Annotated in this window: 16 protein-coding genes and 1 pseudogene; 3 read left to right on the top strand and 14 right to left on the bottom strand. The window is 68.3% G+C overall.

The annotated features are described in order from the left end of the window. Positions 1 to 399 precede the first annotated feature (399 nt). A complete protein-coding gene (locus tag AAW14_RS28900) occupies positions 400 to 1008 on the bottom strand; it encodes a hypothetical protein (protein ID WP_265566993.1) in 609 nt (202 codons plus the stop codon). Positions 1009 to 2695: 1687 nt separating this feature from the next. Here AAW14_RS28900 and AAW14_RS28895 point away from each other — a divergent pair. After that, complete coding sequence (locus tag AAW14_RS28895) at positions 2696 to 3202, top strand: hypothetical protein (RefSeq protein WP_265566991.1); 507 nt, start codon at positions 2696 to 2698, stop codon at positions 3200 to 3202. A 112-nt stretch (positions 3203 to 3314) separates the two neighbouring features. Here the strand turns inward: AAW14_RS28895 and AAW14_RS28890 are convergent, their stop codons facing one another. Both AAW14_RS28890 and AAW14_RS28885 read right to left on the bottom strand, forming a co-directional pair. Continuing rightward, positions 3315 to 4217, bottom strand: a complete 903-nt coding sequence (locus AAW14_RS28890; RefSeq protein WP_265566989.1) for a D-alanyl-D-alanine carboxypeptidase family protein — start codon at positions 4215 to 4217, stop codon at positions 3315 to 3317. A 513-nt stretch (positions 4218 to 4730) separates the two neighbouring features. After that, a pseudogene (locus tag AAW14_RS28885) lies at positions 4731 to 4930 on the bottom strand (IS5/IS1182 family transposase); the annotation flags it as partial. Between the two features lie 658 nt (positions 4931 to 5588). Here AAW14_RS28885 and AAW14_RS28880 point away from each other — a divergent pair. Beyond that, positions 5589 to 6473, top strand: coding sequence for a hypothetical protein (locus AAW14_RS28880; protein ID WP_265566987.1), 885 nt, complete (start codon positions 5589 to 5591; stop codon positions 6471 to 6473). 379 nt (positions 6474 to 6852) lie between these two features. On the opposite strand, the gene AAW14_RS28875 is transcribed toward AAW14_RS28880, so the two are convergent. The 5 genes from AAW14_RS28875 to AAW14_RS28855 form a co-directional block, all read right to left on the bottom strand. Next, complete coding sequence (locus tag AAW14_RS28875) at positions 6853 to 8619, bottom strand: CocE/NonD family hydrolase (RefSeq protein ID WP_265566985.1); 1767 nt, start codon at positions 8617 to 8619, stop codon at positions 6853 to 6855. Between the two features lie 46 nt (positions 8620 to 8665). Continuing rightward, positions 8666 to 9979: an MFS transporter gene (locus AAW14_RS28870; RefSeq protein WP_265566981.1), complete on the bottom strand. Its 1314-nt coding sequence runs from the start codon at positions 9977 to 9979 to the stop codon at positions 8666 to 8668. Positions 9980 to 10018: 39 nt separating this feature from the next. Continuing rightward, complete coding sequence (gene hisD / locus AAW14_RS28865; protein ID WP_265566979.1) at positions 10019 to 11335, bottom strand: histidinol dehydrogenase; 1317 nt, start codon at positions 11333 to 11335, stop codon at positions 10019 to 10021. A 77-nt stretch (positions 11336 to 11412) separates the two neighbouring features. After that, positions 11413 to 12111 carry a cyclase family protein gene (locus AAW14_RS28860; protein ID WP_265566978.1) on the bottom strand — a complete coding sequence of 233 codons (699 nt, stop codon included), beginning with the start codon at positions 12109 to 12111 and terminating at the stop codon, positions 11413 to 11415. 34 nt (positions 12112 to 12145) lie between these two features. Beyond that, positions 12146 to 12916, bottom strand: coding sequence for an SDR family NAD(P)-dependent oxidoreductase (locus tag AAW14_RS28855; RefSeq protein WP_265566976.1), 771 nt, complete (start codon positions 12914 to 12916; stop codon positions 12146 to 12148). A 131-nt stretch (positions 12917 to 13047) separates the two neighbouring features. Here AAW14_RS28855 and AAW14_RS28850 point away from each other — a divergent pair, with 131 nt between their 5' ends. Then, entirely contained in the window at positions 13048 to 14616 is a 1569-nt protein-coding gene (locus AAW14_RS28850) for a PucR family transcriptional regulator (protein WP_265566974.1), read from the top strand. A 349-nt stretch (positions 14617 to 14965) separates the two neighbouring features. Here AAW14_RS28850 and AAW14_RS28845 read toward each other — a convergent pair whose 3' ends face one another. The 6 genes from AAW14_RS28845 to AAW14_RS28820 all read right to left on the bottom strand — a co-directional run bounded on the left by AAW14_RS28845 (position 14966) and on the right by AAW14_RS28820 (position 24796). Further along, on the bottom strand, positions 14966 to 16147 hold the full coding sequence (locus tag AAW14_RS28845) for an XdhC family protein (protein WP_265566972.1): 1182 nt from the start codon (positions 16145 to 16147) through the stop codon (positions 14966 to 14968). A 93-nt stretch (positions 16148 to 16240) separates the two neighbouring features. After that, positions 16241 to 18436, bottom strand: coding sequence for a xanthine dehydrogenase family protein molybdopterin-binding subunit (locus AAW14_RS28840; RefSeq protein WP_265566969.1), 2196 nt, complete (start codon positions 18434 to 18436; stop codon positions 16241 to 16243). After that, entirely contained in the window at positions 18433 to 19419 is a 987-nt protein-coding gene (locus tag AAW14_RS28835) for an FAD binding domain-containing protein (RefSeq protein WP_265566967.1), read from the bottom strand. The genes AAW14_RS28840 and AAW14_RS28835 overlap by 4 nt, the downstream gene beginning before the upstream one ends. A 1-nt stretch (position 19420) precedes the next feature. Continuing rightward, positions 19421 to 19909, bottom strand: a complete 489-nt coding sequence (locus AAW14_RS28830) for a (2Fe-2S)-binding protein (protein ID WP_416223391.1) — start codon at positions 19907 to 19909, stop codon at positions 19421 to 19423. A 754-nt stretch (positions 19910 to 20663) separates the two neighbouring features. After that, positions 20664 to 22628, bottom strand: coding sequence for an FHA domain-containing protein (locus AAW14_RS28825; RefSeq protein WP_265566964.1), 1965 nt, complete (start codon positions 22626 to 22628; stop codon positions 20664 to 20666). 620 nt (positions 22629 to 23248) lie between these two features. After that, positions 23249 to 24796, bottom strand: coding sequence for a serine/threonine-protein kinase (locus AAW14_RS28820; RefSeq protein WP_265566962.1), 1548 nt, complete (start codon positions 24794 to 24796; stop codon positions 23249 to 23251). Positions 24797 to 25415: the final 619 nt, after the last annotated feature.

Raw genomic sequence — 25415 nt, 5'->3', positions numbered from 1 at the left:
TCGGCGTCGGCCAGGCCCGGCATTGACGCAGCGCAGGAGACGCCGGCGTGGCGGGGACCACCCGGTGCCGAAGAGAAATCACCAGCGGGTGGCAGGTCACCGCGGTCACCACATGCGCCAACCGCTTCATCAGGACTCGGCGGTCGGCGACCGCGTAGGGCGGGCCGTCGACCTACGGTTGAGGTAGGAGGCACGCCTGGCCGACGGCAGTCCGCGCCACACCGCGTACGGCACCAGCATTTCCTCCAGGCTGCTGATCCGAGCCGGACTGAACCAAGCTTGCCGGGACATCCGTTCAAATCGGTAGGTGAAGTCCATTGGCCCGGCCTGACGGCGGGGTGCGGCCCCGTGGCCCTGCCCCGCTTGCTCGGTCTGCACACTGGCCTGAGCTGTTGCCTTCTACTCGTCCGTGTCGGGGGCGGTGTAGAAGACGGAAGCACCCTGCTTGGTGCGCCTGGCCTGGTTCTTGGCGACAAGTCCTTCGAGGGTGGTGCGCACGACGGTGGTCTTGATGTTGCGTTCGGGGTGGGCCTGGCCGAGGGCGGTGGCGACCTCCGCCGCCAAGTGGGGTTCGCTCTGTTCGGTGAGGTGGCGGCGGACAAGCTCGACCAACGTGGGCTGGACCCCTTTCCCGGCTTCTGCCTTGCCCTTGGTCTCCTCGGCGGCAACCGGCTTCTTGACCGTGGTGCGGCCGCCTGAAGCGGTGCCCTTGTTTGCCTTCGCCTGCTTGTTGGTGCTGGATTGGGCAGAGGCTTGTTTCCGGGGAGCGGGCATGGTGACACTATCGGCCCTGGCCGCAGTCTCTGTGGTCGGCGGCGTCATGCCGAGTGCCTGGTGGATGGTCACCAGCACGGTGTGGTCATGCTGCAGGTCGGCCAGCTGCTGTTGCAGAGCGGCGATTTCTGCGCTGATGCGTTCCTGCTCCTTGACGTTGCGTTCGAGGTCGCCCGTCACCTGGGCGGCGTACTGCGATGTCAGTTCGGTGGTGGCAGTCGTGCTCTCGGACATGGGATTGACCTTTCCTGTCCTGCGGTTTCTGGCTCGGGCGTGCTGCACCTGTGGCGCAGGCCTGGACAGCCAAGCGTATGTGTTCCTGGGCTGGCATCCGACAGAGCCGGCTGCGGTAACTGCTGTGAGTAGCCCGGCGTAGAGATGGTATTGATGGGGTGAGCTGGTTGTACTCCGTATGTGACGCCGTCTCCTCAAGCTTTTGAGCTTTGAGGGTGCCGATACGCGATGTTACCCGCGCGAACCGGGGGTGGGTTGATGGGTCCCCGTGGGGACGTCGCCACAGGGCTTCGCCGGTGTCTCGGTGATGGTGTCAGGCGGTCAGAGTATGCGTGCTGTCAGCCGGTCGAGCAGCTCCGTGATGTGTGGGAGTGTCGGTGCTGTGGCGAGCCTGGGTGGAGGTGTGCTGCGGCCAGTAAGAGCGCGGAGCGGATGCTCTGCTCTTGAAGGTGCTGGCGTCGGCGGTGCCGGGCGGTCCTGCACCACCTTATGGTTGCCCGCCGCCTGAGACTCGGTCCCCGCGCGGTCTACCCCCCCTTCCCGCTACGCGTACAAGAGCCTGCGCGTCGACCGGCGCACCTACAAGGCAACCTTCAGCGTGGACATTCTGTGGGTAGAGCCGCTCAGCCCATAACTTCCATGGCCTTGGTGAACGCCCGTGCGGAGAAGGCCCGTGCGGCCGGACGGCAGGCATGTGCGCCAGCCCTCACCAGGGCGGTCATGTCGATGTCGAGGCCTTGCCGACGCTCAGGGAGGTACCGTCCACGGCGTGTGCTCCTGACCCGAGGACCATGCCGGTTTCGGCCTTTTCCTCAAGCCTACGAGGAACAGTTGGTCCTGGGCAGTTGCGGCGTCCGAGGGCCGCCACATCCGACCGGCACGCGCAGGTCGTCCCAGTACGCGGAGGGCTCCGTCAGGTGGCGGGTGGCCTCGCCGATGCCCCGCGCACTGGTCATATCCCTGGGGCCTTCGACCCAATGGACTTCGTGGCGGCCGGCGCGACGCAAGCTGAGCATGAGGTGGGCGTGTGCGGTCACAACCGCCGCCTACGCGATCGGGCGCCGATGACCGAGCGGCGTGCTCCCGTACCGCCGCGGCTGTCGTCGATGAGCAGGGCGTCGTAGTACTGGTGTGTGCCAAACATCGCCGGGCGGATCGTGCGTGCTGTCACCAACTCGCGCACCCTCACGCAGAACTCGCGCGGTCCCTCCTTGAACCAGGGAAGGGACAGACACGTCGTTGTATGTGATTGCAGAATGCACTGAAAACAGAAGGGACCGTAGGGTGGCCACAATTGAGGCATATCTGGCGACAAGGAACGCGAACGCCGCTTTTACGCTTGATGACGTCGTAGAAGGGGCCGGAGTTGATCCAGAAACTGCGGAACTGCGGCTGAAACAGTTAATGGTTGAAGGGGATATTGCGGAGCAGAGCGGGCGATATTTCATCACGGCTGAAGGATGGTGGCCAATTCAGATGCGAGGCCAAATCCTCAGGAATTCTCTGCAGGGGCAAATTGCCCAAGCCGCGACGAGGGGGAGTGGGGGATCCGGCCCACGTGTCGACCAGTCACCTCACACATCGACAACTGGCCCAGTGCGTAAGGGCGTTAATCTATCCAAGTCTTCCGGTATGAATCGCTGAACCGGCATCGCAGACGGGCCGGTGACCAAGGGCCATGCAGGGGTTGGCGTCAGAAGCCACCCTGGGAACGGCGCCGAGCGAGGAGGCCGAGGCGAAGGCCCGCGGCCACCTGGAGCGCCTCGGCGGCAGTGAGGACCCGGCGGCCGCGCAGTGGTCCCCGTCGCGGTCATCCTGGAACTTTACGGCCGCCACGGCCCCGCACGACCCCAATGACCCGCGCAGCGAGGCCGTCGCCGCGTTCCACGTTCAAGCCTCCGGCGGCCTTGGCAGCCTCTACGCCCCGATGCTCTCCCTCACCGCCGACGACACCGAGCGGCCCGGCCTGCTCGCCTGCATCCACGGACTCTGGTTCATCCGAATCGAGCCCTTCGACACCGGGGTCGCGCTGACCGCCACCGGCCTGCTCCACGCCGGCCACCTCCTGGGCAGCCGTCCACGCCATCCACGCCGCCCGCCCCTCCGCCGACTTCCCAGCGGCCGTTTCTTGCTCGCCCTCACGCCCGAGCCGTACGAGGGCACCGGCGTCCGGGCCGTCCATCCCGACCAGTAGCCCTCAGCGACCGTACAGAGCAGCGCCCCGGACCGTTGCCTTCGGTCCGGGCCGCTGCTGCCGCTGGATCCTGCAGTGGCTGACCGCCCCCCAAGGGTTGGTGCTGCCGAGGTCAGCCCAACTCGGCAAAGCCGTAGTTGAGGAGTTTCGTGGCGTCCGTCGCACGCTGCGAGATGGACGACGAGGCGAGGAGCGTGCCGATGATGGTCTTGCCGTGTCGGGTTGCGGCGAAGACCAGGCAGAACTTGGCCTCTGGGCCGGAGCCCGTCTTCACACCGATGGCGCCGCTGTAGCTGCTGAGCAGACTGTTGGTGTTCGTCCACGGAGCCATCGTGCGGATGCTGCCCGCCTTGGTGATGGTCTTGGCCGTGTACTCCTTCGTCTTCACGATCGTGCGGAACGTCGAGCTCTTCATCGCACTGCTCGCGAGCTTGGTCAGGTCGCGCGGCGTGGAGTAGTTTGCGCCGTTGCCGATGCCGTCGAAGGAATCGAAGTGGGTGTTCTTCAGGCCGAGGGCGCGCGCGGTGCTGTTCATCTTGCCGATGAACGACTTCACGCGCCCCGCCCGCGTCGGGCCGGAGCCGAACTTGTCGGCCAGCGCGTACGCGGCGTCGCAGCCCGACGGCAGCATCATGCCGTAGAGCAGCTGGCGGACGGTCACCTTGTCCCCGACGATCAGATGAGCCTGGGAGGCATTGTTGCGGACGACGTAGTCGCTGTACGCCTTCTGGATGGTGACCTTCGCGTCCAGGTTCAGGTTCGGCTGTGAGAGCACGACCTTCGCGGTCATGATCTTCGTCGTGGAACCGGTGGAACGCCTTGTGTCCGCGGCCTTGTTGTAAAGCGTCCTGCCATTCGCGTTGTTCATCACGTAGCCGCCCCTGGCCACGATCGAGGGCGTAGCCACGGCCTGCGCGGGCGCCGTGGCGAGGGCTCCGCCCGCGAACACGCAACCGGTGGTTACGGCGACGGCGGCGGCTCTACGAAGGCGGGTGCTTCGTATGTCAGTTTTCAACCGTTCTACCTCATAATCAGGTTCGGAATGTGTTTGTTGACGAAGCGGGCCTCTATGTAAGCCCGTCGCTGTGCACCACGCGCCTGTTAGGTGTGCAGTTCACTTGAAACGGCTCACGGCCGCCGCGAGATCCGTGGGATCAGGATCCTCTGGTCCACCACGGCCCGCTCTTTTACCGCGCGTTATTGCCGCTGCCGCCGACCACTACTGGTCGCGCAGCAAGCAGGCGTTCGACCCACTTCTCTCGCAGCCTGAGATGCATCAGCCTTGGCCGGACAGCTACTCCGGCCACAAGATCGGCCCGTAGACCAGGCTGGGTGCGGTCGCACCTGGCGTGGTCTTCGTCGAGCGGCACTCCCCGGCGCCGGCGGGGCTCCAACCCTTCCGCGCCCGGAGAACCCAGGGCGGTTCACAAAAATCCCCCTGTAGTACCTGGAATCCACCTCCCACCCACGCTTGCTCTCATCGCAACTTCACAGCGACGCACGCAAGTTGATCAAGATGGCCGTCTCCTTCCACTGAACGCAGGGGTGCGAGAACCAGCAGGGCCTGCTTGAAGCAGCCCAACTTCCTTCGGCGCGTGCGAAGTTCGCGCCTTCGGGCGTAGATGAGCCACGAGACGTGCTCGACCAGCTCATGCGGGACGTCGAGCAGGGAAGGATACGGAACCAACGAAGCCACCCGGCCGATGGCGTGCTGAGTGGGATCACCAGACCAACGACGAGGGGCTTCGCCATGTCACCCCACCTGACCAGCCCATTTCACGTCTGAGGCACAGGATGAAAGAGGTTCGGTGAGGGATCGATTGCCTCCCATCGCGTTCAGCGGGTCCGAGACGGTGATCTCGACCCAGGAACGCAGCCTCTGGACCGCCGAGCGGTGGTACCGGCAGGGACCTGCGGACCCTGCGGGCCAGGTGGCTCCATGACGTTGATTCGCCTTCCCGATTCCTGGGCGCCCCTTGTCCGATCCTGGTTTGCAGCCACGGTCCGACGCCCAAGCGAATCGGCCTGCGGTTAGTGAAACGCTCTAAACGATGTGATTTGTCTGCATCAATCGAAACGCTGAGTTAACACATGCTGTCTATAGTGGAACAAGTGCAGGCTCGCGAGTCATGAGCCTCGGCAACACGCTGTAAATCTGTTGGGAGCATGTCGGTGTTGAGTGTCGAAATGGTTTCCTGATAACTCCGTCCGTACGCGTAGGGACTCAACGTCGATCCGGCGACACCAACCGAGCGAGTGGCTGCAGCGTCGTAGTGCGGATTAATCTCCGCTGGTCAATTCTGGACCGGCCGACTTTACAGGACTTTGAATGCCGCAAACAGCACGAGATGTTTCATCTTCTGGCGAGCGGGGATTCTCAATTCCCGTGAGCGGTACCGACACCCCCCCTTGTCCGCCCACGCTCGCGAATGCGGAGGCGTGCGGTGACCTGCCGACCAATTCGGAGAAATCCGATCTGAATTGGGGGATGGCCAACCGCTCTATTTTTGTAGCCGCAATGGCTTCCCTGTCGGCGGGGGGATTTTTGCAAAATCACGCCGCGCGTTCCACTGGACTTGCCCTTTTCGCTGGAAAAAGTCTGCATAAGGCGGCGAAGGCCATTCGGGACAACGATGCGCTGGCTGCCGCCGTCAACACTGCACAAGCTGGTGGAGCGGGCCTATGGTCGTGGGGTGTCGCCAGTGCATCATCGACCATGAAGGGAACCGGCCCGGCCGTGATGGCACTTGCCAGGCTCATTGATGTCGCGGCGGCGGGCAAAAATAACGAAAACCTGATCGGAGACCTATGTGAAGTAGCCGAGTTGGCTCTACTGTCAGCTGGCGCATTTATGGGTAAAGCACCCGTTCAAGCCGCCGGTTTCGCCATCGAGGCGTCAGGGGCTCTGTATGATGCAACTCGGCAGCACGATGCCCTGAGCGCAACTATCACAAGCGTACAAGCCTGCGGAGCCGCTCTATGGTCGTGGGGCGTCGCCAGCGATTCAAGCGCTCTGCAGGGAGTGGGCCCTGCCATCGTGGGAGCTTCCGAAATCGCTCGTATTGCAAATATGTTCCGTAGTGGACGTGAAACCGGAGCAATCCTGCCCACGCACCACAGCCCCTCGGTCCGGGCACCTTCCCCACAGATCGCTGGTGCAGCACAGATGACCCCCTCAGGCGCGGTTGTACGGAACGACGTACCTTCTTCGGGCACGTCGCCAAGGCCGATTCCAAGTCCCGTTGGACGTGGATCATTGCAGGCCATGTGAGTCCGAGCAGGTCGAGCGGGCGGGTCAAGGGCGTGTAGGCCCTCTTCTTATGGTCAGTTATGGGTGAAGCCCTCCGCCTGACGCCCACTTGTGGATCAATTTGTTCATGGACCCTTGGAGAGGGTTCTGTCCCGGCAGAGGGGTTTGGTGGTTCTTCAGGCCCGAGGTGCTGCGTGGCGCTACGTTGACTGACGACCCGTCAGGCCGGTTGGGCGCCTCGGGCGGCCGGCCGGAGTCCTTCGGGGATCTCTCTGAGGCCGTGGGCCGGGCTTCGGGATCGGCCGTCGGCTGTGGCACGTGCCTGGCGGTCGTTCTTGTCGGGGTTGTTCAGATGTCCGGCCGGCCGCCGGGCGCGGGCCCGGCGGTGGCGTACAGCTCCTCAGTGTCCTGCGTGGGGCTCGGCCGGGATCACGGGCAAGAGGACGTACGAGGCGTGGTCGCCGCCCGTGTGGAGGGTCGTTCGCCCGCCGTAGACCGCCGGGGGCCTGTCGTCGGGGTCGTCGTGCAGGAAGGGGCCGGAGCCGCGCAGTTCGTTCTTGAAGTTGGACAGGCGGTCGCTCGTCGCCTTGGGGTACTCGTAGTCCCTGCCCTGCACGGTAAGGGCCAGGGTGAATCCCTGCGGCAGGACAATGCAGGTCGGCCAGATCTCGATGTCGAGCTGGTAGACCTGACCTGCGGTCAGCGGCTCGGCCTCGTCGTGCGGGTGGAAGGGCCGATAGGGCAGGCTCAGTTTCGAGTCGAGTTTGCGCTGCGAGGCGCGCAGCCAGCCCTGGCTGAGTGGGGTGTGCGGGTCGATCGCGCCCTGGAAGACGACCTCTTCCTGGTCGGGCGAGAAGGCGCGGACGACCAGGAAGAGGTCCGCGTCCTCGGTCGTGGACTCGACGAACACGCGTGCCGCCATGGGGCCGGTGATCTCCGTGTCCTGCTCCAGCGGCGCCGTGGCGAACGTGACTCCGTCGCCGAGGGCGTCGAACGAGGTGCTCGCGGCCGCGGGGACGTCGGTGCCGAGAGCGGCGTGAGCGGCGTCGAGGTGGAGTTTGGTCCACTGGGTGCGCGGCAGTGGCCAGGACTCCTCGTACCGCTGGGTGAACGTGCCGTCCACGTGACGGATCTGGAGCTGCAGAGGGGGCTGCCGGTCCCAGCCGTTGTCCTCGTCCTTGAGGAAGTGGTCGAAGAAGCGGCGCTGCAAGTCCACTCCGTAGTCGGTGTAGAAGTGCGTCCAGTGTTCGAGGCCGTGCATCTCCAGCCACTTCAGCGGTGAGGCGGCCTTGAGGAAGCCTTCGACATTGCCCCGCAGGTGCAGGCCCTGGCCGCCCCAGTTGCCTGCGGACAGCAGCGGGACGGTGATCTTGGAGAAGTCGGTGGTCCGGGCCCGGGAGTAGTCGTCCGCCAGGCGGTGGCGCAGCAGATCACCGCCGAGGTCGGCGCGGTTGAGCGCGAGGGTGCTCTCCGGCAGGGTCTCGTCACCGCAGATGAGCCGGCCCGTGAGGGGGCTGCGGCCGCCTGCCTCGCCCCGCCCGTACTGGACGGTCTTGACCTGCATGTCGTACCAGTTGGTGGCGAACGTGCACAGGATTCCGCCGTGGCGGGCGAACTCCCGGTACCAGTCCGAGGAGCCCTCCCACACACACATCGCGGACAGGTGCGGGGGCTGGGTCGCGGCGACCAGCCACTGGTTCTTCGCGTAGTAGGAGATGCCGAGCAGGCCGATCTTCCCGTTGGACCAGGGCAGGGTGGCGCACCATTCGATGCAGTCGTGGAAGTCCTGGATCTCTCTCGGGGAGAAGGTGTCGAGGCACCCCTGGGAGCGGCCGGAGCCGCGCGAATCGAACCGGACGCACGCGTAGCCGTGCGGCACCCACTTCTCCGGGTCGGCGACCTCCCACACCTGGTAGGTGTTGCTTGAGCCCGCGGCGACGTCGGGGTGTTCGCTCACCATCCGCTCCCACGCGGTGGGGTACCCGTCCTGGAACGGGAGCCCCTTGGCGTAGGGGCCGTAGGTCACCAGCGCGGGATAGTTGCCGGGCTTGGCCGGGCGGAAGATGTCGGCGCGCAGCACGGTGCCGTCGTCCATCGGCACGGCCACGTCCCACTCGACCACCATGGCGTCGGCAGGAGTGGGGGCCTGCCCTTCGTTCCACGTCATTGTTCCTACCTTTCGTCAACGAGGTGCGGCTCAGGAACTGCGTGGGCTACGCGTCGAGCGTGATGCCCTTCGTCTCCGGAAGGACTGCGACGCCGACGACCCCGATCAGCAGCACGGCGGAGACCAACGTAACCGCCAGGCCGAGGTCGCCGGCGAAGTAGCGCGTGGCCACGGTGCCGGCGACCAGAGGTCCGGCGGCGGTCAGCAGTCGGCCCGTGGAGTTGGCCAGGGCCACGGCCGAGGCCCTGACCCCGGTGGGGAACAGTTCGGGGAAGCAGACGAGGTTGCCGCCGAGGGTGCCGAAGATCCCGAAGCCCACCAGCGGGAGCAGCCACAGGTAGGTCTGGTAGCTGTGGTGGAACGGGAAGAGGGCGCAGACGCCGGCCGCGGAGGCCGCGAAGCTGATCATGAATGCCGCTCGCCGGCCGATCGCGTCGGCGATGAACCCCCAGCTCGCGTAGCCGATCACACCACCGAGGTTGAGCAGGGCGGTGGCCGTTGCCACGGCGGCGACCGGCGGGATGCCGCGCGCGGCCGCGAGGGTGGTGATGATCTGCGGCGTCCAAGTGGTGATCGACCAGAACGCGAACAGCGCCCCTGTGGAGATGAGCAGGCAGCCAACCGTGTGTCGCAGCAGCGGCGGGGTGAACACCTGCCGCAGGACGAAGCGGTCCTCGGCTGTACGGGGGGCCGAGGCGGCCCGGCGTTGCGCGCGCCGGCGGCGTACTGCAATCGCCGCTTCGGGCTCGCGGACGTAGCGGCGTATGAACAGCGCCACGACGGCAGGGACGACCGCGACCAGCAGGGTGACCCGCCAGCCGTGCGCTCCGATCAGGCCGTAGACGAGGGAGGCGAGGAAGAAACCCGCGGCGTATCCGGAAGCCATGACACCGGCGGCGCGGGCCCGGTACCGGTTGTTCCAGGTCTCTGCGATCAGGGCGGCGCCCACCGGGCCCTCGACTCCGGAGCCGAGTCCGGCGACGAACCGCAGGGCGGCGAGCTGCCAGAACTCGTGGGCCAGGGCAGAGGCGGCGGTGAAGACGGCGTAGACCAGAACGCCCGCCATCAGGATCCGGACCCGGCCGAAGTAGTCCGACAGCATGCCGAACAGCAGCCCGCCCACCGCCCAGCCGCCGAGGAAGAGAGTGACGGCGAGGCCTACGTGGAAGGCGACGGAGGCCGCGTTCGCCTGCGGGCCGAGGATGTCCTTGGTGGCCGGGACAACCACCAGCGTGAACAGGCTGGCGTCGAATCCCTCCAGACCCCAGCCGAGTGTCGTCCCCGCCAGCGTGGTCCACTGGCGCCGGGTGATCCTCTCTCTCGCGGATCGTCTTGGTGTGTCGGCAGAAGTTTCGAGCATGGTGAACACCGCCCCTTCGCGGCTCCGCCGGGCAACCGGCTATCTGGTGAAGGTGTGATCGCTCCAGGCCAACGGCCGGCCGGAGTATTTGGCTTCGCGCACGTCGCCCGAGCGCGCGTGGCCCTCGAAGAGCTCGACCCGGGCGGCCCGGCCGCACAGCCGCCCCAGGGCGGCGCTGCTCTGCTGGTCCGTCACTTCCTGGTAGGTGACCGTCTTGAGGTACTTGCCGACCCACAGGCCCCCGGTGTAGCGCGCGGCGCCCCGGGTGGGCAGGACATGGTTGGTGCCGATGACTTTGTCGCCGTAGCTCACGCAGGTGCCCTCGCCGAGGAAGAGCGCACCGTAGTTACGCATCGACTCCAGGGCTCGGCGCGGTTGCGCGGTGAGGATCTGGACGTGCTCGGAGGCGAAACGGTCGGCCAGGGCATACGCCTCCTCGACGGTGGCCACGAGGTGGACCTGGCCGTGGTCGTTCCAGGCCCGCTCGGCGAAGTCCCGGGTGGGCATGGTCGGCAGGAGCTGGTCGATGTAGGCCATCGCCCGCTCGGCGACCTGCTGGGAGGTGGAGATGAGGACGGCCGGGGAGTCGGGGCCGTGCTCGGCCTGGCTGAGCAGGTCGACGGCCACGATGAACGGGTCGGCGCTGTCGTCCGCGACGATGAGGGTTTCGGTCGGGCCGGCGAACAGGTCGATGCCGACCTCACCGAAGAGCTGACGCTTGGCCTCGGCGACGTAGGCATTGCCCGGCCCGGCGATGAAGTCGACCCGTTCGATCGTCTCGGTGCCCACCGCCAGTGCGGCCACTGCCTGGACCCCGCCGAGAAGGTAGATCTCGTCTGCGCCCGCCAGATGCATCGCGGCGATGGTCGCGGCGGGGATCTGCCCCCGGATCGGCGGGGTGCAGGCGGCCACGCGCGGCACACCGGCCACCTTCGCCGTCACGATGGTCATGTGCGCCGAGGCGGTCAGCGGGTAGCGGCCGCCGGGAACATAGGCGCCGGCCGCCGCGATGGGTATGTGGCGGTGCCCCAGGTACACACCCGGCTCGGTGGCGATCTCGATGTCGGCCAGCGAGGCGCGCTGTGCCTCGGCGAAGCGTCGTACGTTCGCCTGGACCTGCGTGATGTCCTCGATGACTTGGTCCGGGACCTGGGCCACGATCTTCTTGATCTGGTCCGGGTCGAGGCGGAAGGAGTCCGGTGACCACTTGTCGAACGTCTGGGAGTGGTCGCGGACGGCCGCGTCGCCGCGTTCGCGGATACTGTCGATGATGTTCGCCACGGTCTGCGCAACATCGGTCGTGCTGCGGCGAGCCTGGTCGGCCGAGGCGGCTGCTTTGAGCACGGTCTGCGACATGGGCCCTTACCTCTCTTCGTGGGGGTTCGTCCTGGTCATTCGTAAGATCGGGAAGCCCAGGGGTGTCCTTGTCGGGCTCACTGGTTGGCGCTGTCGAGCAGGGCGACGGCTCGCGTGGGGCCGCCGTGGCCGCCGACGAGCTTGAGCGGGAAGCCGGCGAAGGTGAACCGCCGGCCGATGAGCTGGTCGAGGTTGGCGAGGTTCTCGTAGTGGGTGATGCCGTGGTGACGGCACATCAGGTGGCAGGGGTAGATCCGGCTGGCCGGGTTGTCGGGCGTGGGGCTGTCCACGCCGAAGGTCTTGACCCCGCGATCGACGATCCACTTGCTGGCGGACTCGCCGAGGCCGGGGAAGTCGGTCAGGTACTGCGGCTGCCCGGCGTGGCGTCCGAAGGTGCCGGTGTGCAGCAGGAGGATGTCGCCCGGTTCGACGGAGACCTCCACCGCCTGTTCGGCGGCGTCCAGGTGCTCCGCGGTGATGTCGGTGCGCGCCGGGACGTGCGAGACGTCGAGGCAGACCGCCTGGCCGTAGAAGAGGTCGAGCGGCATCTGGTCGATGGTCTGCGCGGCCGGGTCCGGGTCCAGATGGGAGAAGGAGTCGACGTGCGTAGGCCCGTTGTCATTGATCATCAGGCCCTTGGTCTGGAAGGAGAACCCGCTGTCGAACCGCAGCGCCGTCTCCTCGTGCGTGGCGTGGTCGAACACGACGGTCTTCAGGTGGCCCGGATAGACCATCATTCCCTGGTAGATGTCCTGGGACAGGTCGATGAGCTGCATGTTCCTCCCCTTCGGGGCTCTCGGGCGGGGGTGGTCAGTAGGTGACGATCCCGGCGGAGACGTTGAGGTCCTCGCCGGTGATGGAGGAGGCTGCCGGGCTGGCCAGGAACACCACGGCCGCCGCGACGTCCGCGCCCGGCACCAGTCGGCCCAGCGGTGAGTCGTCGAGCATCTCGGCGCGTGCCGCGTCGACGCTGATGCCGCGGCTGGCGGCCTGGGCTCGGAAGACCCGCTCGATCCGGTCGCCCTCGAGCGGGCCGGGGGAGACCAGGTTCGCGCGGATCCCGTACGGTCCTGCCTCGGTGGCCAGGGTCCGGGTCAGGCCGATCAGCGCGGTCTTGCTCGCGGCGTAGCCGGTGCGGCCGAACAGCGGCCGTTTGCCGGTCATCGAGCCGACTGTGACGATGGCCCCGGAGCGCTGCGCGATCATCGTCGGCAGGACCGCCCGGCAGCACAGGAAGGCGCCGACCAGGTTGGTCTCGATGGTGTCCCGCCAGAGCTGGGCGTCGGTCTCCCACACGGGGGCGGTGGGGCCGGCGATGCCGCTGTTGTTCACCAGAACGTCGATCCGTCCGAACCGGTCCAGGGCCCTCGCTGTCAGCGCCGCGACCGCGAGCTCGTCGCGCACGTCGCACCGCACCGACAGGACCGCGTCGCCCGTCGGATCGATCTCATGAGCCGTCAGATCGAGTACGTCCTTGTCCCGTCCCGCCAGGACGACGCGGTGGCCGGCGGTGTGCAGGGCCACCGCGATCTCCCTGCCCAGGCCTCTTCCACCGCCGGTGATCACTGCCGTAGACGTCATCGTCAGAGTCCTTTCACGTCTGCGATGAGCTGCGATGTCCGGAACTGTAGACTCGCCACCTCCTCAGCCATTCCGCCGGTCAGAGGAAGAATTTCGCCCTTCATCATTCGAATCGAGGAAGGGGTGCTGTCGTGGCGACCGTGGATGATGTCGTATGCGCGTTGGAGGGCCAGGCCGAGCTGGTCGTCCCCCCTCCTGCGGGGGTGTCGCTCTCGGGAGCGGCACCTTGGGAGCCCGGCAGGAAGCACGAGGCGCGAGGCCTGCTGCTCGGTGTGGGTGTTCCCGGCGCGGACGTGCTCGCCCAGGACTGCGCCGGGGTGGTGCTGAGGGAGCCGCCGGACCCCGAGACCCGGGGTGCCTGGGAGCTGACGGCCCGGCAGCGGGGCATCGCCCTGGTCCTGCTCAAGGTCTCCGCGTCGTGGTCGGCCGTGATCCGCGCCTGCGCGCAGATCTCCTCGGAGCCGGGAGGCGAGCCGGCACCGGCGGGCGCCGACGCCACCGGGGAGGTACCGCAGGGCGACCTGTTCGCGCTGGCTGACGCCTTCGCCGACATGGTGGGCGGCCCGACCATCATCGAGGACGCCAACTTCCGGGTGCTGGCGTATTCCTCGTTCACCGGAGCGATGGACCAGGGGCGCAACACCGCGATCCTGGGGCGGCGCATGCCGCCCGAGTGGCTGGCGTATCTGGAGCAGACGGGCGACCTGGAGCGGCTGCGCACCACGAGTGACGTCGTCGACCTCCCTTCCGGCCCAGGGCAGGCCCACCGGCGGCTGATCACCGCTGTGCGGGACTCACAGCAGTTGCTCGGCGTCCTGTGGGCGGCCGAAGGCGACCAGCCACTGCCCGGTACGGCCCCGCAGGCGCTACGGCGGGCCGCGGACATCGCCGTGCCGCACCTGCTGCGACACCTGGAGGGCCACCGTGCCGAGCGGATCCGTCGCGACAACCTCGTACGGGCCCTGCTGGACGGGCGCGGACTCCTGCACAGGCACGCCACGGAACTGGGATTGCCGCATGGCGCGGCCTTCGGCGTGATGGCCGTGGCGCCGTCATCGCAGCAGGTCCTGCCCGACGAGGTCTGGGACCGAATCACCGACCACGTGGCGCTGTCCTGCGAGGCCTTCCGGTGGCACGCCGCGGTGGCCCGGGTCGGGGAGCTGGTCTTCGCGATCCTGGCGCTCCCCGCAAACCAGCCCGAAGAAGGCATGCTGCGGCTGGGACGCGAGATCGTCAACCGGTCCGTGCCGGTGCTGCGGGACCGGCTCTGCGGCGCGGTCAGCACCATCGGGCCTCAGCTGGGCAGGCTCAACCAGCGCAGACAGGAGGCCGAGGACGCGGTCGGCGTCGTCCGGTCAGCCCCGGACGATGACCGGTTCGCCACCTACGACGACGTTCTTCCGCAGGTCATCCTGCACGAGCTGCGGCAGATGCTCGCCCAGCGCGAGCAGTTGCGCCTGCCGGGCCTGCTGAGACTGGCCGAGGAGGACAGCCGGCGGGCGAGCGACTTCATCCAGACCTTGCGCTGCTACCTGAGTTTCGGGGCCCAGCCCGCGCCCACGGCCCGGGAGCTCGGCATCCACGTCACGACCCTGCGCTACCGGCTGGGACGCATCAGGGACATCTCCGGCCTTGACCTGGACGACCCCGCGGTCCGCCTCGTCTGCAACGTACTCATCGACCTCGCGCCGTGCGCATAGCCGCGCGAGTTCCCCGCATCCGTCAAGGGCGCCCCGTGCAGGCGGACTACCCGGCGGCCGCGCGGAGGCACGACGACGCCACGCCCCGCCTCGACGCGTTCCAGCTTCTCCTCGACGGTGTGCACCACTGGCACTTCGCACACCCGGGCAGGCGGGACTCGGCTGCTCGGGTGCGCCATTGCGGCACTGCGTCGCGGCTCTGCCGAGATGCCCGTCGGTGAGGTCGCCGATGGACAGAGCGTCCGCATCGGTCGGCCGGTGTCGGCGAGCAGCCCGCTGAACAGAGCGGGCAGTCACAGAGCTTGCGGATATCCGCAGTGCTCCGGCAGAGACCTGGGGGTGGGGCCGGTCAGGCGGTTCTCCGCCCGTCGTCCGGGGGCCCGGATGTGTCGGTGCGGCCGGTCCCGGCCCTGGCCCGTGGTGGAAGGAAGTTTCCGTGGATCGGCGCGTGTCCGTCGGCGAGCGGTGCGCCGCCTCCACCACGCAGGCAGGCCACGATCTCGCTTGCGATGGACACGGCGGTCTCCTCGGGCGTGCGGGCCCCGAGGTCCAGGCCGATCGGACTGCGCATCCGGGCGAGCTCGGCCTTGCCGAGCCCCGCCTCGCGCAGGCGGCTGAGGCGGTCCTGGTGGGTGCGCCGGGAACCCATGACCCCTACGTAGGCGACCGGCATCCGCAGGGCCTGCTGCAACAGCGGGACGTCGAACTTGGCGTCATGGGTCAGGACGCAGACCACGGTGCGAGCGTCGGTGTCGGTGGTCGCGAGATAGCGGTGCGGCCAGTCCACCACCACCTCGGTCGCGTGGGGGAAGCGGTTGCGGGTGGCGAATACCGGTCGTGCGTCGCACACGGTGACGCGGTAGCCGAGGAAGGCCCCGAGTTGCGCCAGGGCAGCCGCGTAGTCGATCGCGCCGAACACCAGCATGCGCGGCGGCGGCACGCTGGATTCCAGCAGGAGCGTGACCGGCTCGCCGCACAGTCCGCCCTCGGCGCCGACTTCGATCGTGCCGGTGCGCCCCAGGTCGAGGAATGCCCGGGTCTCAGCGCGTGCGGCGTCGTCGAGTGCGGGGTCGCCGAAGCCGCCCGTCGCAGTCCCGTCCGCCTGGAGGAACAGAGCCTTGCCGCGCAGTGTCTCCGGACCGGTCACGACGCGGAGCAGGGCGCAGCGCTGCCCGGCTGCGACCGCGGCCAGAGCGGCGGCGAGCGGGGTGCCGGTTGTGGGGTCGACCCGTTCGACGATCACATCGATCGTGCCCCCGCAGGTGAGGCCGACGGCGAACGCGTCGTCCGTCGAGTAGCCGAAGTGCCCGACGGTCGGCCTGCCGGTGTCGAGGACCTCCTGGCACAGCGCGTACACAGCGCTTTCGACGCAACCCCCGGAGACGCTTCCGATGGCTTCGCCTGCCCCGTTCACGGCCAGCGCCGCGCCGGGCTCTCGTGGAGCGCTGCCGCTGACCGCGACGACGGTCGCCACGGCGAAGGGCTCGCCGCGGTCGCACCAGCGGGTCAGCTCCGCTGCGATGTCGAGCATCGTGTCCGATCCTCTTGGTGTTCGGGGGTCTTCGGGTGGATGACAGCCTCGCGGGCGGGTGGGGAGCCGTTGCCTGCCCGCGAGGCTGCCGGCTCAGTGGGATTCCAGGAGTTTCTCGGGCGTGATGGGAAGTTCACGGATGCGCCGGCCCGTCGCGTCGAACACGGCGTTGGCCACGGCCGCGGCGACGCCGGTGGCGGACAGTTCGCCGATGCCCTTCGCGCCCAGCGGTCCCGCATGCTTGTCGAATTCGTCGACGAAGGCGATGTCGATGTCCGGCGGGATGTCCGCGTTGACGGGCAGGGCCACCCCGGCGAGGTCCGGGGAGAGCCAGCGCCCCAGAACCGGTTCGTAGCGGCTGGCCTCCATGGCGGCCATGCCCCAACCCCACACGACTCCGCCGATCATCTGCGAGCGCGCGGTCCGCGGGTTGATGATCCGACCCGCGCTGTACACGCCGGTGGCGCGGCGAAGGCGCAGCAGGCCCAACTCCGGATCGACCCCGACCTCGACGAACATCACGCCGAAGGTGCGCGTGGAGTACGTCGCATCGCCGGCGTCGGCGAACGCGTTGCCGGGCAGGGCGAACGCCCCCTCACCGACGAGTTCCCGCGTTCCGGCCTGCCGCATGAGGTCCCCGAACGCCCGGGAACTGCCCTGGTGGTGCAGCTGCCCCTCCCGGGCCTGAACCCCCTCCGCGGGCCAGCCGGCCAGTTCGGCCAGGTGTGCCACGACCTTGCGGGCGGCGTCCTGCACCGCGGCACCCATACCGATCGTGGTGCCGGAACCGTAGGTGGGGCCTGCGAACGGCAGGTCGCTGTCGCCCGACACCCCCGTCACCGCGGTCGGCTCCAGTCCCAGCACGTCGGCGGCGATCTGCGGGAAGATCGTGGTCGAGCCCGCGCCGATGTCGACGTACCCGGCCTCGACCAGGGCGGTACCGTCATCCTTGAGCCGCACGCGCGCCTGCGAGGGGAAGCGGAACTGTCCCTGGGTGCAGTCGGCCAGCCCGCACCCGATCAGCCAGTCGCCGTCACGGGTGCCGCCGCGAGGCCGCTCGCGCCAGCCGAACCTGCGTGCGCCCTCCTCGTACGCTTCCCTCAGCTTCTTGGACGACCAGGGCCGTCCGTCGCCCGGATCGGTCTCGGCGTAGTTGGCCAGCCGGAGGACGAGGGGGTCCTGCCCCAGGGCGTGCGCCAGTTCGTCCATGGCCGAGCCGAGCGCCCAGGTGCCGGGGCCGTCGATCGGGGACCGCATGAATGTTGGGATGTTCACGTGCCCGCGGCGCACCCGCTGGTCGAGCGCGATGGTGGGAGTGGCGTAGAGGGCCTTCGACGGAGCACTGCCGAACTCGATGTAGTCGTCCGTCATGGAGGTGACGTTGTCGGCCGCGTGGACGACCGCGGTCAGATGCCCGGCGGCGTCGGCGCCGAGCCGCACCTCCTGCACCATCCGGGGCTGGTAGCCCACGACGGTGTACATCTCGGCGCGCGTCAGGACGAGCTTGACCGGGCGCCCGCACACCTTCGCCGCCATCGCCGTGAGGATCTCGTGCGGCCAGATGTACGCCTTGGCGCCGAAGCCGCCCCCGGTGTGCGGCGCGATGACGCGTACGTGGGCCGGCTGCAGTCCGAAGACGGCGGCGAGAGTCGACTGGACCGCGTAGACGTGTTGCACGGAGTCGTACACGGTCAACCGGTCGTCCGCCCAGGCCGCGAGGATTGCCGAGGGCTCCATCGGGTTGTTGTGGCGGGAGGGCTGGACGTACGAGCCGCCGGCGCGGACGGGCGCGTGCGCCAGTTCCTCGACGGCGTCGCCCTTGCGGAACGTCACATCACCCATCAGTCGGTAGCCGCTGTCCGGTGCCGGCTCCTCGACAGACGCTGTGTCCGGGACGACGAAGGGTGCACGCCGGTAGGCCACGGACACCCGCTCGGCGGCGGCCTCTGCGGCCTCCAGCGTCTGCGCGAGCACCATGGCGACCGGCTGGCCGGTATGGTGGATCTCGTTCCCCTGCATGGGAACGAAGCGCGTCGCCAGCGGCGGAACCGTGACGGCATCGAAGTCCGGGTGCAGCCGGGGCATGTCCGCGGCCGTCAGTACCCGGAACACCCCCGGTTCCTGCAAGGCGTCGGAGACGTCGATCCGCTCGACGGCCCCGGCCGGGACCGTCGAGCCGACGAAGACTCCGTACAGCTGCCCGGCCACGTACTGGTCCGCGGCGTAGCGAGCGGCACCGGTCACCTTGGCGGGGCCGTCCAGGCGCGAGATGGGCTCACCGATGGTCATGACTGCCTCGCAGCAAGTGCCAGGGCACGCAGGGCGGTGTTGCGCGCCAGCGGAATCTTGTAGCCGTTCATCGCGAGCGGCCGTGCCTCGGCGAACGCCCCGGTGATCACCTCCGTAGCCTCAGCCGAGCCGACGGACAGGCCGATCAGCTCCTGCTCGGCCCGGACCAGCCGCCACGCACGGGCCGCGACGCCGCCCAGCGCCACGCGGGCCCGGGAGATGCGGCCGTCCTCGATCTCGACGGCAGCGGCCGCGGAGACCAGCGCGAACTCGTAGCTCTCGCGCTCACGCACCTTCAGATAGGCGGACTGCGGCGCAGCATCGCCGAGTTCGATGGCCACGATCAGCTCGCCGGGGCGCAGCACCGAGTGGCCGGTCGGTTCCTCGCCCGGCAGCGGGTGGAAGGTCCTGACCGGCAGCCGCCGCCCGCCACCGGCGTACTCGGTGACGATGAAGGCGTCCAGGCAGGCGAGCGCGACTGCCGGGTCGGAGGGGTGGACGGCCACGCAGTCCTCCGTCCAGCCGAAGATGGCGTGCCGATCGTTCAGACCGTGGAGGGCGGAGCAGCCCGAACCCGGGATGCGCTTGTTGCAGGGAGTCGCGGGGTCCTCGGAACGGAAATAGGGGCATCGCGTCCGCTGCAGCGGATTGCCCCCGATGGTGGCCAGATTCCGCAACTGCGCGGAGGCGGACTTCAAGATCGCCTGGGACAACACCGGATACCCGGACACGACATCGGGATGCTGCGCCACCTCGTTGAGCTTGGCCAGGGCGCCTATGCGCAGGCCGCCGCCCTCAAGGCGCCGGATTTCGCGCAGCCCGGGCAATCCCCCGATGTCGAGTACACGCTGCGGACGTTCGATGCCGATGCGTATCCAGTTCACGAGTTCCGTGCCACCGGCCAGGAGCGCGACGTCGTCGTCTGCGGCACAGGCCTGGACGTCGTCGATGCTGCGGGCGCGGGCGTAGGAGAAGGAGCGCACCTCACACCTCCTGACGTGCAGCCGTCGCGACGGCAGCGGCGATCTGCGGGTATGCCGAGCAGCGGCAGATGTTGCCGCTCATCCACTCCCGGATCTCCTCGTTCGAGGAGGCGTGGCCCTCCCGGATACAACCGACAGCGGACATGATCTGGCCCGGCGTGCAGAAGCCGCACTGGAATGCGTCCGAGTCGAGGAAGGCCTGCTGCACCGGGTGGAGTCGGCCGTCCTCGGCCAGTCCCTCGACCGTGGTGACCTGACGGCGGTCGAGGCCGGCGGCGAGGACCATGCAGGCGTTCACCCGCTCCCCGTCCACCAGAACGGTGCAGGCCCCGCACTCGCCACGGTTGCAGCCCTTCTTGGTGCCGTTCAACCGAAGCCGCTCGCGCAGCAGGTCGAGCAGGGTGGTGCGCGCATCGCATTCCACGAGATGCGATGCCCCGTTGACCGTCACATTGACGGTCACAGCGGCGGAGAAATGTGGACTCTCCACGGTGAGGCTCCTTGCAGTCGAGGTGCTTGGCGGGGCGGTCATGTCCGTGCCGCCTCAGCAGGTACGGGTGGACGACGAGACCGGGGCCTTCGCCCATGGCGTCCGCGCGGACTGCGGAACACGACGAGCGGTCCGTTACACGTCGTCAGGACGGAGGATGAGCAAGCGCAGTTACCCTCGACCCAGGCAGCAGGAGCCGCCCGGCCCGCTCGCTCTCGGGGCGGGCCACAGGACCGCGTTCGCGTCGATCGGGGCCGGCGAAGTGCCTCCGCTGCCACTCACATGAGCGCCCATGCCTTCTCCCAAGCGAAAACCAGGACCTTTGGCTCCAGCCGCAGCAAAATGGCGCGGAGAGTAAAATTGGCGACAGTGCGGCTATTCGTCTGCCACACATTCATGGAATGAGCATTGTCCACCGCATGGTGCCAGTCCAATACCCAATGGTGCCTCTGAGATGCCCTTCAGGTATCACCCGAGTCCAGGGCGGCAACGATGACGATTACCTGCTGCATCCGGGACGGATCTGTCATGGATGCGCTGACCTTTGCTCGCGCCTGCGACCTTCGGATTCAGGATCCGCAGGAGCAAGGAGGCGGCGTCAGTCACGACCCGATGGTCCGACCAACTTGACTCTGCAGCCGAGGCGTTGGCACTGGCGCGCCGTGCCGGCGCGCCCGCCTCTCCCGCTGCGCCGCCATCGCGATCTCCCGTTCGGCCGCGCTGCGGGTGGCCACGGTCGGGCTCCGCACAAAGGTCAGGATGCTTCGGCGGCCTGCCTCGCGTCATGCGGGTTCAGGAACCACGCCTCCTGCGGCACGTGGGCGGGTGCGACGCTCCGGGGGTCGGCGGGACGAGGGACGTAGACAGGAGAGTCCGACTGGTAGAAGAGGTCGATGTCGGCTTCCTCGCCGCCCACGATCAAGGTGTCCCAGGCGCCGCTTTCCTGGAGTGTCCGGAGCGTGGCCGGGGCGAGCTTGGCAAGGTGGTCGCGCAGTTCCTCGTCGGCGGGCATGCCGGGGAGACGGGACGCGAGACGCTCTCGGATCGTGCGCATGCGATCCAACAGCGCGTCGAGATCGGACGGCTGCTGTGCGGAGCCGGTGTCGGGGCCCTGCTCCATGCTGTGGGCGATGATGTCCTTGATGGCGCGGGTGACGCCCTGTTCGTCGGTGGTCACCATGGCGTTCCAGGCCCGGCTCTTGTGCCGGTACTGAAGCATGGACATCGCCGCCTCGTGCCGGATGAAGTCGGCGTCGCGCAGCTGCCCTCCCTGCCACGCGCGGCTGAGGGAGCGGGCGAGGGAAAGGGCGGAGGCGAGGCCGCTGTTGAGACCGCGCCCCGGCCAGAAGTGGATGGCGTTGGCCGCGTCGCCCAGCAGGAAGCCGTAGGTGCCCGGGCTCGTCGCGGTCGGGCGGCTGAGCTGGGCCGTGAACCGCGGGCGCTGCACCATGTCCAGCCGGAACGACGTGATCGCGCTGAGGTCGTCCTCGGCCACGTCGAACAGCTTCAGGCCCTCCCGGATCCGTTTCCACAGGGGCGAGCTGCGCAGCAAGGCAGGCAGGAAGAGTGTCCCGTGGGTGGGGCAACGGAACTCATTGTCCTCTTCGCGGCTCATCACGCACGGACGAGCCGCGATGCATTCCTCGAAGGCGTGGCGCACCGGATCGATGCCGATCACGTTGTGGGCTTCCTCGCGGGTGAGCCGCATGTTCAGGAAGCCTTCGCCACGCAGCGAGTTGAGCAGGAACCTGTTCTGCGACACGGTCAGCAGGACGCTCATCGGGTCCGGCAGCTTCGACTTCACCCGGAGCCCCAGCACGACATCCTGCAGATGTTCACCATCGAGGGAGTAGATCGAGGCGTCGGCCGCGCCGAAGCGGTCGGCGTAGTACTCCCGCGTGCGGGACCGCCCGCCCTCACAGATCACCAGGAGGTGTTCCTGGGAGAGCCGGTTCTGGTGTTCCGACGGGTCGAAGCGCTTCGGGACCAGCCGGATCGCCGCCTTCTTGTTCGCCAGCTCCAGGAGCCGGTCCTCGAGGTGGGCGATCCGGATGTTTCGGGGAGGCCGGCCGTCCACGGAGTCCGGTCCAACGGGCCACATCTCCGAGTAGGCGTCGGCGTCGAACAGCGCCGACTGCACCTCGTCGGACAGGCCGAGGTACTGCCGGCTCTGGATGGTCACCACTTGCTGGCGACGGACGTTTCCGTGGGTCTCGTCCTTCCAGACGACCGTGGGGCCGTTCTTGATCCACCGTCCGTCGTAGAGGGTGATGGCCACCCGCCCGTGCAGCATGGTCTCGAGCGCCAGCGCGAAGGCGAGACCAACCGGGCCTCCGCCGGTGATCGTGACCCGGAGTACGTCAGGGGCCGCGGAGGCGTTCATGCGGGGAACGTCGAGCAGGGAGAGATCCATGATCGTCTCCATGGCGTCCTGCGCTTCGAAGAGGAAGGTCTCCTCACCGATTTGTATGCAGTCGTTGGGGCGCAGCACATGCCGTGTGATGCGCTGGTCGTTGACGAAGGTTCCGTTCCGGCTGTTGCGGTCGTAGAGAACGAAGCCGGCGTCCTCCGCGACGATCTCGGCATGCAGGCGGGAGGCGTTGGGACTCACGATCACGACACCGTTTTCGCCCTTGCGTCCGAACGTCAGGGGAGCACTGCCCAGAACCACGCTCTGACCAGTGAAGGGACCCGTGCGTCCCACGATGACCGATGGCACTCCACACTCCTTGCGAACGACGCCCAGCTGGGAAAACGGGCCACACCGCGCGGCCGATCCGGCACTGGGGTGGACTCGTACGTCACCACTACGCACGCGTGAGTCGGTTTGGTTCAACCGTTCGCGACAACTTCGCCCGCCCCGCGGAACCGCGCCTGCCGAAGCCCATCTCCCGCCGCTGGCACCGGAGCCCGTGCAGAGCTGCGAATGGAGTGCCACCATGCGGTCCGGTCGCCGCCGACTGCTCGAGCCTGCGCTCGAGCGGGCGCAGATGTGCGAGGAGTTGAGGAACTTCTGGCGAGCGGCGTGGCCACTGCCCTGGAGCGGCGCCGTGAGTACTGGCGGCGTGGCTTCTGGCTGAACTACGGAGTGAAGGCCGGCGAGTCGGCCGACGCGGAGACGGAGCACCCCTGGCTCGCGGCGGCCCCTCGTACATGCTCCTGCAGACGCTTCGCGACGGGGACCGGGCCTGCCCGGGGAGGACGGCACGTTCAGGGTGTGCCGGCTCTCGAAGGCCCGCCGGGTATCCGCGTTGCGCTTCCCGGCCGGAAAGCGCAACGGTGCTCCGCAACGCAGTCGATCTGTCAGCGGGCGGAGTCAGTGACCCGGTCGTCGCGCTCCTAGTCCCTGCACGTCACCGAGAACGGCACCGTGTTGGAGGTCGTCCGCAGCGGTCCTCTGACCTCCACGCCGATCTCGCTCTCGAGTGTCCCGGTTCCCGAGTGCGTCGTCAGGTGCACCGTGTCCTGCCCTGTACGGTCTCCATCTCCCGCGAACGACAGGATACGCCAGCTCCGATCGACCACTGAGCCGTCCTTGGACACCCATCGATAGGAGATCTGGGCAGGCACTCGGCCCACTGCGAACGTCGCCGTGAAGGTCGGCGCCTGATCGCTGGGCGACGGGCAGGCGCCCGTGTAGGCCGTGTTCGAACCCGTCACCGTCACTCGTACAGCCTGCGAAGCAGGGGTGTTCTGCTCCTCGTCCTGCCCGGCGGGCGCGGAGCCGTGTCCGGCGTCCTGCGAGACGCCGTCCAGCGTTCGCGACGAACTCGCCCCGGCAGGAGACTGGTTGGCGCTCAATCCGTTGCCCCCTCCGCGGCCCACCAGCGTGTAGCCCAACCCGATCACGACCAGGGCGCACGCGGCCGCGGCGGCGACCGGGACGAGCGTGGTGCGCCGGTTGCGCGGCGGGCGGACGATCGCGGGCGCTGCGACGGCGGGCCCCGTCGGAGCCTGGTGGGCGGCTGACGGCTGTGTCCGGGGGTGCGCCACAACGGTGGGCGCGTTGGTGGTTTCCGGCGTGGGCTCGGTAGGTGGCTTGCCGCCCGCTCCGATGTTCCGCAGGGCCTGTTCGGCCTGTTCGGCGGGGATGCGTTGACCAGGGTCCTTGCGGAGGAGTCCTTCGATGACCGGGGTGAGCGGGCCGGCCTGGCGCGGGGGCGGCAGTTCCGCGTCGACGACGGCGCGGAGGGTGCTCAGCGGGGTGTCCTGCCGGAACGGGGTACTGCCCTCGACGGCCGCGTACAGCAGTACGCCCAGGGACCACAGGTCCGACTCGGGGCCCGGGGTGCGGCCCAGTGCCCGCTCCGGCGGGAGGTACTCGGGGGAGCCGACGACTTCGCCGGTCATGGTGAGGGCAGAGCTGCCCTCGACCATCGCGATGCCGAAGTCGGTGAGCACCACCCGGCCGTCGTTCGCCAGCAGCACGTTGGCCGGCTTCACGTCGCGGTGCAGCACCCCTGCGGCGTGCGCGGCGCGCAGCGCGGAGAGCACTTCGGCGCCGAGGTGCGCGGCCCGCTGCGGGGTGAGCGGTCCCTCGGTCCGCAGCAGGTCGGCCAGTGACTGTCCGCGGACCAGTTCCATGACGATCCAGGGGCGACCGCCGTCGGTGGCCACGTCGTAGACCGTCACCACGTTGCGGTCTGGTATCCGGGCCGCGGCCCATGCCTCCCGCTCCAGCCGGGTATACATCCGCTCGACATCGGCGACGGACAGACCGGCTGGGGCGCGTACCTCCTTGATGGCGACCTCGCGGTGCAGCACCTCGTCGCGGGCGCGCCACACGGTTCCCATGCCGCCCTCACCGAGGGCGGTCAGCAGACGGTAGCGGCCCGCGACCACGCGTTCACTGCCCGGCCCTCCCGGCACGATGTCCTCGTTGCGCATCGGGGCGATTCTCCCTTTCCTCATGAAAGCAGCTCGGTCGAGCGTGGACGTCGCGCCTTGAAACCCGGTTCATGCTCACGGCCGTTGTCACTGAGCCCGCCGTGCAGCGGACGGGTCGCGCGGGTGCGGCCGTTTCTTGGGGACCGAGGCAGGCAGAGCGATGCCGCCCGTGTCTGATCGGTCATCATCTTCCCCGCCCGTGCTCTGCTCGCGTCACCGTGCCTGCGCCGACACCGGCGAGGTCCTTGAGGCGGGCGACCCGACCTCACCGCCCACCGCCAGGCCCTCCAAGGGTCGCTATGAACTACACGTATGAACCGCTCCGCCGGTTCGACCGGCTCCAGGAACGGCTGCAACCTGCACCTGGAGTCGGACCACCTGCACGCGGGGCACAAGCACCCGCCGAAACATCAGCGGACCGACCCCATCCCCGGACCTGGTGAAGCACATCCACCTGAAGACGGGCGAACTGCCGTGGATGGCGAAACCGGGAAGGGCCGAGTGCGTTTTCATGCCGGGCCACTGCGGCGTCGCACTCGGCACGATCGTCGGACTTCCGGTCCAATGAACCGGCCGACGTCGGGCAACGTAGCTATCAGAGGTAGGAGGCATGTGTGAT

It is taken from the genome of Streptomyces hygroscopicus, assembly GCF_026168105.1.
Classification (GTDB): domain Bacteria; phylum Actinomycetota; class Actinomycetes; order Streptomycetales; family Streptomycetaceae; genus Streptomyces; species Streptomyces hygroscopicus_D.
The sequence above is the reverse complement of the archived record's forward strand: the minus strand, read 5'-3'. Positions and strand labels throughout refer to the sequence as shown.